Below are 11,828 nucleotides of genomic sequence, written 5' to 3'. Positions count from 1 at the left end.
GTCCAGGGCACTGCGGGTCCAATGCCGCCGATGGATACTGGGCCCCATGACCGAGCGCGTCGACACCCCCGGCATCGATCCCGCGGACTTCCGCGTCCACGTGGTGGCGCAGGCCATCCGGCTGTTCTCCGAGAACGGCTACGAGGCGACGACCGTCGAGCAGATCGCGTCGGCCGCCGGGGTGTCCCGGCGGACGTTCTTCCGCCAGTTCCGCTCCAAGGAGGACGTGATCTTCGCCGATCACGAATCACTGTTGCAGCAGGCAGAGGACTGTCTGACCACCGAAACCGACGACCCGTGGGCGACGGTCTGCAAGACGGCGGGCCTGGTCTTCGACAGGTTCCGGGAGAACCGGGAGCTGTCGATGCGCCGGTACCAGGTGGTGCAGCGGGTTCCCGCCCTCCGCGACCGGGAGATCGTCACCGGCGTCCGCTACGAGCGGTTGTTCGTCGACTACCTGCGCGGCGTCGTGCCCACGCAACCGGTGCTGAAGGTGATCGGATTCGCGGCCGCTGTCACCGCGTGCCACAACTTTCTGCTCCGGAACATGATCAAGGGCGACCCGGACGCCACCGCCGAGGAACTGGGGCGGGCCCTGCTCGACGTGCGCCGGACGTTCGGCGTCGCGCCGGGGACGTCCACGCAGGAAGAGGACGCCGTGCTCGTGGTCTCGTACCCGCCGGGAACTCCCGTGGAGGAGATCACCGGGCGCATCCGGACGCAGTTGTCCCGGCGCCGGAGCTGAGCGGCCGAGGGTGACGACACCCACCCTTGACTGGCACTCAGTGCCGTGGTTGACTGCTCTCTAGTGGCAGTAGTTTGCCGACCACGAACGTTGCGGCCCACCTGAACGGAAAAGAACCTGGCACGGAGTGCCGCTCAGACTCGGTGCCGTCGAGACTCAGCAAGGAGCGCCCCATGGCCGGAAATCCGGACTTCGATCTGTTCAAGCTCGGTGACGAGCACGACGAACTGCGGTCCGCGATCCGCGCGCTCTCCGAGAAGGAGATCGCACCCTACGCGAAGGAAGTCGACGAGGATTCGCGCTTCCCCGAAGAGGCGCTGCAGGCCCTCGTGAACTCCGGCTTCAACGCCATCCACGTCCCCGAGCAGTACGACGGCCAGGGCGCCGACTCCGTCGCCACCTGCATCGTCATCGAAGAGGTCGCCCGCGTCTGCGGCTCCTCCTCGCTGATCCCCGCCGTCAACAAGCTCGGCACCATGGGCCTCATCCTCAACGGCTCCGAGGAACTCAAGCAGCAGGTCCTGCCGCAGCTCGCGTCCGGCGAGGCGATGGCGTCGTACGCGCTGTCCGAGCGCGAAGCCGGTTCGGACGCCGCGAGCATGCGCACCCGCGCCAAGGCCGACGGCGACGACTGGATCCTCAACGGGTCCAAGTGCTGGATCACCAACGGTGGCAAGTCCAGCTGGTACACCGTCATGGCCGTCACCGACGCCGACAAGGGCGCCAACGGCATCTCCGCGTTCATGGTCCACAAGGACGACGAAGGATTCGTCGTCGGACCGAAGGAGAAGAAGCTCGGCATCAAGGGTTCGCCCACCGCCGAGCTGTACTTCGAGAACTGCAAGATCCCCGGCGACCGCATCATCGGCGAGCCCGGTACCGGTTTCAAGACGGCGCTGCAGACCCTCGATCACACCCGTCCCACCATCGGCGCGCAGGCGGTCGGCCTCGCGCAGGGCGCGCTCGACGCCGCCCTCGCGTACACCAAGGACCGCAAGCAGTTCGGCAAGTCGATCAGCGACTTCCAGGCCGTGCAGTTCATGCTCGCCGACATGGCGATGAAGGTCGAGGCCGCGCGCCTCATGGTGTACACGTCCGCGGCCCGCGCCGAGCGCGGCGAGAAGAACCTCGGTTTCATCTCCGCGGCCGCCAAGTGCTTCGCCTCCGACGTCGCGATGGAGGTCACCACCGACGCCGTCCAGCTGTTCGGCGGCGCCGGCTACACGACGGACTTCCCTGTCGAGCGGATGATGCGTGATGCGAAGATCACACAGATCTACGAAGGCACGAACCAGATCCAGCGCGTCGTGATGTCGCGTGCACTGTTGAAGTAGGCGGCTTCGCCGCCCGTGCGCCTTTCTGGTAGCTGCCGCTACCAAAAAGGCGCACGGCTACGTGAGGAGAATTTGTGGAACTAGTAGGCGTGATCGGCGGCGGCACCATGGGTGCCGGCATCGCCGAGGTATGCATCAAGGCCGGCAGCTCGGTTCTCATCCTCGAGACGAAGCCGGAGTTCGCCGAGGCCGCGCAGGCCCGGATCGAGAAGTCCCTCGCCCGCGGGGTCAAGGCGGGCAAGCTCGACCAGGAGGCCGCGGACGCCGCGCTCGCCCGGGTGCGGGTCACCCTCGACATCGACGACTTCGCCGACCGCGACCTCGTCATCGAGGCGGCGCCGGAGATCGAGTCCCTCAAGGTCGACATCTTCGGCAAGCTCGACAAGGTCGTGAAGCCGTCCGGCATCCTCGCGTCCAACACGTCGTCCATTCCGCTGATCAAGATGGCCAACGCCACGCAGCGTCCCGGGCAGGTCGTGGGTGTTCACTTCTTCAACCCGGTGCCGGTGATGCCGCTGGTGGAGATCGTGGTCAGCCTCGTCACGTCGGAGGAGACCGTCACCGCGGTCACCGACTACGCGAAGAACACGCTGCGCAAGAAGACGGTGCGGGCCGGTGACCGCGCGGGATTCATCGTGAACGCGCTGCTCATCCCGTACCTCACGTCGGCGGTCCGGATGCTCGAGTCGGGGTACGCCACCGCCGAGGACATCGACGAGGCCATGAAGGGCGGCTGCGGTTACCCGATGGGTCCGCTGACGCTGATCGACACCGTCGGTCTCGACATCACGCTCGCCGCCGCGGAGTCGCTGTACGCGGAGTTCGCCGAGCCGCACTACGCTCCCCCGACGCTGCTCAAGCGCAAGGTGGATGCCGGGCACCTCGGCAAGAAGAGCGGCAAGGGCTTCTACGACTACAGCTGATCGCGCCCGTCCGGGAGCCCGTCGCGTAGTCGCGGCGGGCTTTCGCCGTTCTTGACGGCGTATCCCATGTAGGAGATGGCGGTGCTTCGAATCTGCCCGAAGTCGAGGCGGCGGCTCAACTCGCCGTAACTGAGCCGGGTTCCGCCCGCCCGGGCGAGATCGAGCAGCCGCAGCGGGTTCCTCGACCGCGGCCCGAGCCCGACGATCTCGCCGAGCCGCAGGTCGCGGTGCTCCATGAGCGCCGTCAGCTCCGCGGGACGGATACACATGGACCAGTCGTGAATGGGGGTGTCGAACATCCGGGTCATCCGCCACTCCTGCATGATCTTGATGGCGACGAGCTTGCTGGCGAACGTGCGGTTGATGGTGTCGAACAGATACAGTCCCCCGGGTTTCAGCACGCGGGACGTCTCGGCGATCACCGCGCTCAGATCCGACACGTGCTCGAGGACGTCGCAGCAGTAGACGACGTCGAACGTGGAGTCCGGCACCGGAAGTCGCTCGCCCGACCCGATGCGGTACTCGATGTCGAGTTCCGCGCGGGCGGCGTGACGGCGCGCGGTGTCGATCGACACCCGGGACGGATCGATGCCCGTCACCCGGAACCCGATGCGGGTGAACTCCTCCGCGAGGAACCCGCCACCGGAACCGACGTCGAGGGCGCGCAGGCCGCGATAGTTCCGACCGATCGTCTGGCCGAGCACCGTGCGGAAGTAGGCGAATCGTCCCGGCGTCAGGCTTCCGTGCAGCAGGTTGAGCGGGTTGTCCTCCTCCCACCACGACTCCCCCACCCGGTCGTAGACGTCGTTGTCGATGACCACACGGACCACCCCTTCTCTGCCGAGAACCACCGCGACGACATCCAGCCTTCTCCTGCGCGTCGGTCACTTCAAGGCCGGCGCCCGTGCGCGATGCTCGGGGGATGACTTTCCGGATCTCGCACGTGTGCCTGCTGCTAAGCGGGTTCGTCACGGGAATTGCGTTGACGTCCAGCGTCTCCGGCGAGCTCGTGTTCGTGACGTACAACAACCTGGACATGTTCTCTTCGGGGCCCGCTGCACGCGGGACCGTTGCGGCGATCGTCGCGGTCTTCGTCGCCGCCCGCGTCCGGTCCCGGCGAAACCTGTCCGTGGCGTCGTTCGCCGGCCTCGCGCTGCTGGGCTTCACACTGTCGGGTGGGTCGTGGCCGTTCGAGACGTACGTCGGCGGACTCGGCGCGGGTCTTCTCCTCGGCGGTCTCGTCGGCCTGTGCGCCACCGCCGACCGGACGTGGTTGCAGACCGCGCTCGCGGCGGGCGTGGTTGCCGGACTCCTGCTCGCCGAACCCGTCGGCCACGTCCGGACGTGGTCCTCGACGCCGCGGCGTTATGCGGACTATGTGCCCGGATCTGCGTACGAACCCGACCTGGCCGCTCTGACCGTCCTCGCGCTCACCGCGGTGGTCCTGGCCGCCGCGCTGGCGTCCGGCGACTTCGGCGACCCGACGGACCTCGCCGTGAGCGGACGGGCCCTCGTCGCCGGGATCGGTCTACCTCTGGTCGGGCTGGCGCTGTACTGGTGGTTCGTCCGTCGGGTGTGGAACCTGGGCGTCGGCGGTGCGATGCAGGGCCGGTGGCTGTTCGGAATCGTCCTGGTCGTGGTGGTGATCGCCGCCGCGCTGTGGCTCGAGGGCCGCACCGGGGTCCTGTTGCTCGCCGCGATGGCGTTCGTCGCCGTCGGGGGCGGCAGTCTGTCGTCGTACCCGGACCCCTGGCCGTGGCTGCTCGTTCCCGCGGCGCTCGTGCTCGCGGGCGCCGCGCTCGGACGCCGATTCCCGCAGCCGTTGTTCGGGATCGGGGCACTCGTACTCGTCGCCGCCTCCGCGGTGTTCGAGCACCCCCCGTGGGACGACGTGCATCTCGGTGCAACGTGGTTCCTCCTCCCCTTCGCGGCCACGTACACCTTCGCGTCGAGCGTCCCGGCGAGCGAACCCGTGACCGCGGCGTCGCTGGCCGCGCCGGCCGCGCTGTCCGTTCCGCTGGTCGTGGATTTCGGGTGGACGGCGTACGCGCCGCTCACCCAATCGCGGGTCCCGTCGTGGCCGGACTCGTGGGTATCGACGGGGGTGTCGGTGAGCGCCGTGCTCGCGTGCGGGGTTGCCGTCGCCTATCTCCGCACCCGCTCCCCGTGAGCGAATATGCAGAGTACATACGTTGTGCACCATACATAGCATGTGTATGGTGCACAACGTTGTCTTTCGCGTAGTTGAGGAGATTCGTGTGGACACTCCGACGCCCGCCGTCCGCCCGGGCGGCCTCGTCGCCGTGCTGGCATTCACCGGCATCGTCGCCGCACTCATGCAGACCCTCGTGGTCCCGCTGATCGGCGACCTGCCCCGACTGCTGAACACGACCGCCTCCAACGCGTCCTGGGTGATCACCGCGACGCTGCTCGCCGGCGCGGTGGCCACCCCGGTCACCGGACGCCTCGGCGACCTCTACGGCAAGCGTCGGATGATGCTGATCTGCACGGTGCCGCTCGTCCTGGGCTCGGTGGTCTGCGCACTCGCGACAACCCTGGCCCCGATGGTGATCGGCCGGGGACTGCAGGGCATCGGGGTGGGCATGATCCCGCTGGGCATCAGCGCACTGCGGGACCTGCTGCCGCCCGAGCGCCTGCACTCCTCCATCGCCCTGATGAGCTCGTCGATGGGCATCGGCGGCGCCCTCGGCCTGCCGCTCGCCGCGACGGTCGCCGAGAACGCCAGCTGGCGGGTGCTCTTCTGGGGAGCCGCCGGACTCAGCGCGCTGATCGCCGTGCTGCTCTGGTTCTTCGTGCCCGCCACCCCGGTCCACGGCACCCGGGGACGCTTCGATCCCGTCGGGGCGGTCGGACTCGGCACCGGACTGGTCTGCCTGCTGCTCGCCGTGTCCAAGGGCGCCGACTGGGGCTGGACGAGCGGCACCACCCTCGGCCTGTTCGCGGCCACGCTCATCGCGTTGACGGCGTGGGGCTGGTGGGAACTCCGCACCCCCGAACCCCTCGTCGACCTGCGGGTCATCGCCGGACGTCAGGTGCTGCTGACCAACGCGGCGTCCGTCGTCGTCGGCTTCGCCATGTACGCGCAGTCGCTGATCGTTCCGCAACTGCTGCAGCTGCCCGCGTCGACGGGATACGGCCTGGGACAGTCGATGCTGGCGATGGGTCTGTGGATGGCACCCTCGGGCCTGATGATGATGGCGGTCTCCCCGTTCGGCGCCAAGCTGTCGTCCACCCGCGGACCGAAGGTCACGCTGCTCGTCGGCAGCCTCGTCGTCGCTCTCGGCTACGGATCGTCGATGCTCCTGATGGGGTCGACGTGGGGTCTGGTGGTGGTGACCTGCATCTGCGGCGCAGGCGTCGGCCTCGCCTACGGGGCGATGCCCGCCCTCGTGATGAGCGCCGTGCCGCAGTCCGCGACGGCGTCCGCGAACAGCGTCAACTCGCTGATGCGTTCGGTGGGCACCTCGGTGTCCGCGGCCGTCGTCGGCGTGGTCCTGGCGCAGATGAGCGTGCAGGTCGCGGGCCACACCCTGCCCACCGAGGGCGGATTCCGGACCGGTCTGCTGATCGGTTGCGGTGTCGCGCTCGTCGCCGCAGCCATCACCCTGGCGATCCCGACCCGCCGTGCCGTGCCCGCGGCGCCGAACGCGATTCCCACCGAGCCGCTCACGTCGTCGAAGGCGTAGCCGCCCGAGTGCCCTACTTGTGGAGGGCGTACCCGGCCACGGGGTTGCCGTTGACGTAGACGGTGCCCTCGTAGGTCCCGTCGGGCCTCGGCGTGATCCGGTCGGTCAGGAAGGGCAGCCCGGACGGGCTGTAATCGGTGACGAGGGAACCGCCCGGTTCCGGGGTCGTCATGCCGAAGACGTAGGGGAAGAACACCCCGAAGTTGTCCATGACCCATCCGTGCCCGAACGTCTTTCCCTTCCAGATCAGGTCGCCGCCGAGGACGTTGGTCGTGCCGACATACGTGCCCGCGGGCATCGGGACCGGCAGGGGCACCGGAAGCGGCGGCGGCATGGGTGCCGGCACCGGGTCTGCAGCGGCCGTTCCCGCCGCGAAGAAAGACAGGCCGGCCACCGCGACGGCCCCTACTGCGACCTTGCGCATGATGTCCATGAGTACTCCGTATATCGAGGTGCGTGGGCGAAAGTGTCGCACGTGCAGGGCCGCCGCAGTGCCACTGTGAAGAAGATGCTGTTCGGATCGTTGCCGTAGTCCCGAGTATGCCGAAGGTGACGCGAGAAATCGCAACGAGCGCCGCACCGCGCGGAGGGCGGCGCACCATGGGGACATGACCGACACGGTTCTGCGCCTGAGCACCCGCCGGGGACGGTGGGTCGTCGTCGCCACCGTGCTCGGCTCGAGCCTCGCGCTGCTGGACGGCACGGTGGTGAACATCGCCCTGCCGCACATCGGCGAGGACCTCGGATCGGGTGTCGCGGGACTGCAGTGGATCCTCAGCGGCTACACCCTGGCGCTGGCGTCGCTGATCCTGCTGGGCGGGGCGCTCGGGGATCGCTGGGGCAGGCGCCGCGTCTTCGTCTGGGGGACCGTGTGGTTCGCGGCGGCATCACTGCTGTGTGGCATCGCACCCGACATCACCCTGCTCGTGATCGCACGGATCCTGCAGGGCGTCGGGGCCGCGATGCTGACCCCCGGCAGTCTCGCGCTGATCTCGGCGTCCATCCACGAGGACGACCGGGGCGCCGCGATCGGACTGTGGTCCGGGCTCGGCGGGGTGGCGGGAGCGATCGGACCCCTGCTGGGCGGCTGGCTCGTGGAGGTGGCCGGCTGGCGGTCGGTGTTCCTGCTCAACCTGCCGCTCGCCGCGCTCGTCGTGTGGGCGTCGATGCGGCACGTCCCGGAGAGCCGGGACCCACATCCACCCGATCACCTCGACGTCCTCGGTTCGGCGTGTGCGGTGATCGGCCTGGGCGCGCTCACCTACGGCCTGATCGAGATGAACCTGATCGCCGGGGTGGTGGGCGCCGTCGTGCTGATCGCGTTCGTCGTCGTGGAAGTGCGTTCACCGAACGCGCTGGTGCCGCCGAGCCTGTTCGCGTCGCGCATGTTCGTGGCGGCGAACCTGGTGACGCTCGCCGTGTACGCCGCGCTCGGCGGCGTCTTCTTCCTGCTGGTTCTGCAGTTGCAGTTGGTGGCCGGGTACTCGCCGCTCGAAGCCGGGCTCGCCACCATCCCGATCACGCTGGCGATGCTGGCGTTCTCCTCCCGCGCCGGCAGCTACGCCCAGACCCACGGCCCGCGACTGCCGATGACCGCCGGGCCCGCCCTCGCAGCGGCCGGGCTGCTGTTGATGACGCGGATCGGGCCGGACGCGAGCTATTGGACGGTCGTGCTTCCCGGTGTCGTCGTGTTCGGACTCGGACTGTCCGCCATGGTCGCGCCGCTCACCGCGGCCGTGCTCGGATCGGTCCCGGTGGAACAGTCGGGCATCGCGTCCGGGGTGAACAACGCGGTCGCACGCACCAGCCAGCTGCTGGCGGTGGCGGCGCTCCCCGGGATCGCCGGCATCGACGCCGAGAGCATGCTCGACCCCGCCGGCTTCTCGGACGGCTTCCGCATCGCGATGTTCGTCTGCATCGCACTGCTCCTCGTCGGGGCGGCCATCGCCGCAGCCCTGATCCGGGCTCCCGCCCCCGCTCCCGCCCCGCACGGTCCCGCCCCGCACGGTCCCATCCCGCTCGGTCCCATCCCGGAGTCGGTCGCCTGCAAGCCACATTGCGACGTCACCGGACCGGCCGTGCAGCCCATGCCCGCCCGGTCGAGTACTCCGCCACCGCAGGGATGACGCGCGGCCCGGTGTCGCGAGTTTCGTATCCTGGTCGGGTGGCGATTTCCGGTACCGACCCGTCGAGCGTCCGGGTCGACAGCTGGACGTGGGCGATCCGGTTGTTCAAGACGCGTTCCGCGGCGGCGGCCGCCTGCAGGTCGGGGCACGTGCGGGTCAACGGCAGCACCGCCAAACCCGCGCAGCCGGTGAAGGCCGGCGACGAGGTCCGCATCCGTGCGGCGGGTGTCGAACGGATCGTCGAGGTGATCCGGCCGATCACCAAGCGGGTGGGCGCCGTGGTGGCCGTCGAGTGCTACACCGACAACACACCACCACCCCCACCGCGCGAGGTCCTCGCGTCGATCCCGCAGCGCGACCGGGGCGCAGGCCGGCCCACCAAGCGCGAACGCCGCGAGATGGACCGGCTGCGCGGGCTGTGACCGCTCAGGCCGGGGTGTGGCTGAGGATCCGCAATGCGGCAGGCACGGCCTCGATGGTGACCGGCAGCGGGCCGACGCGGTCGCCGTCCGCGTAGGCCGTGATGCCCTCACAGTGCAATCGCACCGTCCGCGACCGGTAGGTCTGGACGTCGGGCAGGTCCACATGGGTGCCCTTGTAGACCCGGGGGAACAGCCGGACCAGCCTCGACCGGCGTCCGTAGTCGACGACGGTGACATCGAGCAGGCCGTCCGTCTTGTCCGCGTTCGGGCAGATCTGCATCCCGCCGCCGTAGGAGCGGCCGTTGCCCACCGCGACGAGCGTCGCGTCGACCTCGAAGGCCTGATCGTCGAGTTCGATGCGGTAGTGCAGCGGCTTCAACTGCGTCAGTTCGGCGAGCATCGCGAGGTTGTACCGCATCGGGCCCTTCGGCCAGGACATCCGGTTGGCGCGGTCCGTCACGAGCGAGTCGAAACCGCTCGCGACGATCGTCCCCGCCCACACGACCGCGGGGTCGCCGAGGGTGATCCTGGCGAGGTCGGACTCCTGCACCTCGCCGTCGGCGATGACGTCGGCTGCCGCGACGGGGTCGCCGACGGGGATGCCGAACTCGCGCGCATGGTCGTTGCCGGTGCCGGCGGGGATCAGGCCGACGGGGGTCCCGGACAGTGCCGCCGCCTGCAGCCCGATGCTGATGGCGCCGTCTCCGCCGACGACGACGAGCGCGTCGGTGCCGTCGTCGATGGCCCGGCGGGCCAGGCTGCGCGCGTGATCGGCGTCGGTGCCGATGATCTCGGTGACGGCGACCCCGCGCTCACGCAGACGCGCCACCCCCTTCCGTCCCGCGACGGGTGCGTGCCCGTGCCCGGCGAGCGGGTTGACGAGGACGGTGACCTTCTCGATCACCTGCTGCGTGCTCACGGAATCAGCTTGCCGGGGTTGAGGATTCCCGCCGGATCGACCGTATTCTTGACCGCCCGCAGAATCGCGACGCCCAGGTCGCCGATCTCGTCCCGCATCCACGGCCGGTGGTCGACTCCGACCGCATGGTGGTGCGTGATTGTTCCGCCGGCGGCGACGATCGCATCACCGGCGGCGGTCTTGGCCTTCTGCCACTGTTCGATCGGGTCTTCCGCTTGCGCGGACACGACCGTGAAGTACAGCGAGGCGCCGGTCGGATACGTGTGCGAGATGTGGCAGAGGACGAGCGGCGGGGTGCCCTGCGCCGACAGCGATTCCGTGAGTGCGGTGGTCACCGCCGCGCGGAGTGCGGCGAGGTTGCCCCACGTGGTCGCGGTTTCCAGTGTCTCGCACAGCGCGCCCGCGTCGAGCAGTGAGTCGCGCAGGTACGGTGCGTCGAAACGGCCGTGCTCCCAGCCGTTTCCGGGCTCCTCCCCCAGGGACGTGCCGCCGTGCGCCTGCAGCACCGCGCGGGCCTCCGCCGTCCGTTCCGCCGTGTGCTCGGCGGTGCCCTCGAACGTGGTGATCGCCAGGCAGCCGCCGGTGACGGTCTCCTCGCCGATCTTGTCGGTAGTCGCCAGGTTCACCGCGGTCTCCGCCTCGTCGGACAGTCGCAGCACGGTCGGGACCGCACCCTCCTGCCTCAGCGCGCGCAGCGCGGCCGCGCCCGTCTCGAAGTCGGGGAACCGCCACCCCTCCCGGACGGTGGTGGCCGGGACCGCGTGCACCCGCACCCGCACCCGGGTGATGACACCGAGCGTGCCCTCCGACCCGACGAACAGCTCGCCCAGGTCCGGGCCGGCCGCGGACGCCGGGGCCCTCCCCGTGTCGAGAGTCCCCGTGGGGGTGACCACCCGCAGTCCCTGCACCATGTCCTCGAACCGCCCGTATCCCGCGGACGCCTGCCCCGACGACCGGGTGGCCGCGAAGCCGCCGATCGTCGCGAACATGAAGCTCTGCGGGAAGTGCCCGAGCGAGAAGCCGTGCTCGCCGAGCAGTTCCTCCGCACGGGGGCCGGTGACGCCCGCGCCGAGGGTCGCGATGCCGGAGTCGGTGTCGAGGTCGAGCAGTGCGTCGAACCGGCGCAGGTCCAGCGAGACGACGGCGGCGAATCGGTCGCGCACGGGGTCGAGCCCGCCGACGACGCTGGTCCCGCCGCCGAACGGAACCACGGCGATGCCGTTGGCGGCGCAGTACCGGAGGACGTCGGCGACCTCGGCGTCGGTGCCGGGGGTGACGACGGCGTCGGGCGCGTTCTGCGGTGCGGTGCTGCGGCGCCGCAACAGGTCGAGCGTGCTCTTGCCGCCGGAACGCAGCAACCGGTCGGCGTGCGCGGTGCCGGCGAACGGCTCTCCGACGATGCCCGCGAGCGCGTCGACGTGCTGGTCGGACAGTGCGCTCGGAGCGAGGACGACGTCGTCGGCCGACCGGTCGGAGGGTTCCCTGACGGTGACGCCGAGCGCCTGTTGCAGCAGTCCCTTGATGCCGTCCGAGAGGACCTTGTGCTTCTCGGGCGCACCCCAGGCGTCCCACTGCATCGGGGGTGCGGTCAGGACGGCGTGATCTTCCGAACGCTCATTGCTCATGCGTTATAGTGTTACACATCATGTAAG

Annotated in this window: 11 protein-coding genes; 7 read left to right on the top strand and 4 right to left on the bottom strand. The window is 69.6% G+C overall.

Going from position 1 to position 11,828, the window contains the following annotated elements; all coding sequences use genetic code 11:
- The first annotated feature begins 46 nt into the window (after window positions 1–46).
- From ROP_RS25640 to ROP_RS25630, 3 genes are all read left to right on the top strand, one after another.
- Window positions 47–745, top strand: a complete 699-nt coding sequence (locus ROP_RS25640) for a TetR family transcriptional regulator (protein WP_015888915.1) — start codon at window positions 47–49, stop codon at window positions 743–745.
- 173 nt (window positions 746–918) lie between these two features.
- Window positions 919–2,079 carry an acyl-CoA dehydrogenase gene (locus ROP_RS25635; RefSeq protein ID WP_015888914.1) on the top strand — a complete coding sequence of 387 codons (1,161 nt, stop codon included), beginning with the start codon at window positions 919–921 and terminating at the stop codon, window positions 2,077–2,079.
- 74 nt (window positions 2,080–2,153) lie between these two features.
- Window positions 2,154–3,002, top strand: a complete 849-nt coding sequence (locus ROP_RS25630; RefSeq protein ID WP_015888913.1) for a 3-hydroxybutyryl-CoA dehydrogenase — start codon at window positions 2,154–2,156, stop codon at window positions 3,000–3,002.
- Here ROP_RS25630 and ubiG read toward each other — a convergent pair.
- The gene (gene ubiG / locus ROP_RS25625; RefSeq protein ID WP_043825315.1) at window positions 2,993–3,832 is read right to left on the bottom strand and encodes a bifunctional 2-polyprenyl-6-hydroxyphenol methylase/3-demethylubiquinol 3-O-methyltransferase UbiG; all 840 of its coding nucleotides are present in this window, start codon (window positions 3,830–3,832) and stop codon (window positions 2,993–2,995) included. The genes ROP_RS25630 and ubiG overlap by 10 nt on opposite strands.
- Before the next feature lie 92 nt (window positions 3,833–3,924).
- Here ubiG and ROP_RS25620 point away from each other — a divergent pair, with 92 nt between their 5' ends.
- Both ROP_RS25620 and ROP_RS25615 read left to right on the top strand, forming a co-directional pair.
- On the top strand, window positions 3,925–5,172 hold the full coding sequence (locus ROP_RS25620; protein ID WP_043825313.1) for a hypothetical protein: 1,248 nt from the start codon (window positions 3,925–3,927) through the stop codon (window positions 5,170–5,172).
- Between the two features lie 88 nt (window positions 5,173–5,260).
- Window positions 5,261–6,709, top strand: coding sequence for an MFS transporter (locus tag ROP_RS25615; RefSeq protein ID WP_015888910.1), 1,449 nt, complete (start codon window positions 5,261–5,263; stop codon window positions 6,707–6,709).
- 13 nt (window positions 6,710–6,722) lie between these two features.
- Here the strand turns inward: ROP_RS25615 and ROP_RS25610 are convergent, their stop codons facing one another.
- Window positions 6,723–7,142 (bottom strand): hypothetical protein, encoded by a 420-nt coding sequence (locus ROP_RS25610; protein WP_015888909.1) that lies wholly within the window; start codon window positions 7,140–7,142, stop codon window positions 6,723–6,725.
- Between the two features lie 175 nt (window positions 7,143–7,317).
- Here ROP_RS25610 and ROP_RS25605 point away from each other — a divergent pair, with 175 nt between their 5' ends.
- Both ROP_RS25605 and ROP_RS25600 read left to right on the top strand, forming a co-directional pair.
- Window positions 7,318–8,835, top strand: coding sequence for an MFS transporter (locus tag ROP_RS25605; RefSeq protein ID WP_015888908.1), 1,518 nt, complete (start codon window positions 7,318–7,320; stop codon window positions 8,833–8,835).
- 38 nt (window positions 8,836–8,873) lie between these two features.
- Window positions 8,874–9,257, top strand: coding sequence for an RNA-binding S4 domain-containing protein (locus ROP_RS25600; RefSeq protein WP_015888907.1), 384 nt, complete (start codon window positions 8,874–8,876; stop codon window positions 9,255–9,257).
- A 4-nt stretch (window positions 9,258–9,261) separates the two neighbouring features.
- Here ROP_RS25600 and ROP_RS25595 read toward each other — a convergent pair whose 3' ends face one another.
- Together ROP_RS25595 and ROP_RS25590 are read right to left on the bottom strand one after the other, a co-directional pair.
- On the bottom strand, window positions 9,262–10,176 hold the full coding sequence (locus ROP_RS25595; protein WP_015888906.1) for a diacylglycerol kinase: 915 nt from the start codon (window positions 10,174–10,176) through the stop codon (window positions 9,262–9,264).
- On the bottom strand, window positions 10,173–11,753 hold the full coding sequence (locus ROP_RS25590; RefSeq protein ID WP_015888905.1) for an FAD-binding oxidoreductase: 1,581 nt from the start codon (window positions 11,751–11,753) through the stop codon (window positions 10,173–10,175). Before ROP_RS25590 ends, ROP_RS25595 begins: the two co-directional genes overlap by 4 nt.
- Window positions 11,754–11,828 lie beyond the last annotated feature (75 nt).

The organism is Rhodococcus opacus B4 (assembly GCF_000010805.1).
In the GTDB taxonomy this organism is placed as follows: Bacteria; Actinomycetota; Actinomycetes; order Mycobacteriales; family Mycobacteriaceae; genus Rhodococcus_F; species Rhodococcus_F opacus_C.
This window is presented reverse-complemented; position numbering and strand designations above follow the sequence as displayed.

Coding starts and splice junctions, on each gene's coding strand:
- ROP_RS25640 (WP_015888915.1), top strand. CDS start 47: ATGACCGAGCGCGTCGACACCCCCGGCATCGATCCCGCGGACTTCCGC.
- ROP_RS25635 (WP_015888914.1), top strand. CDS start 919: ATGGCCGGAAATCCGGACTTCGATCTGTTCAAGCTCGGTGACGAGCAC.
- ROP_RS25620 (WP_043825313.1), top strand. CDS start 3,925: ATGACTTTCCGGATCTCGCACGTGTGCCTGCTGCTAAGCGGGTTCGTC.
- ROP_RS25610 (WP_015888909.1), bottom strand. CDS start 7,142: ATGGACATCATGCGCAAGGTCGCAGTAGGGGCCGTCGCGGTGGCCGGC.
- ROP_RS25605 (WP_015888908.1), top strand. CDS start 7,318: ATGACCGACACGGTTCTGCGCCTGAGCACCCGCCGGGGACGGTGGGTC.
- ROP_RS25590 (WP_015888905.1), bottom strand. CDS start 11,753: ATGCAGTGGGACGCCTGGGGTGCGCCCGAGAAGCACAAGGTCCTCTCG.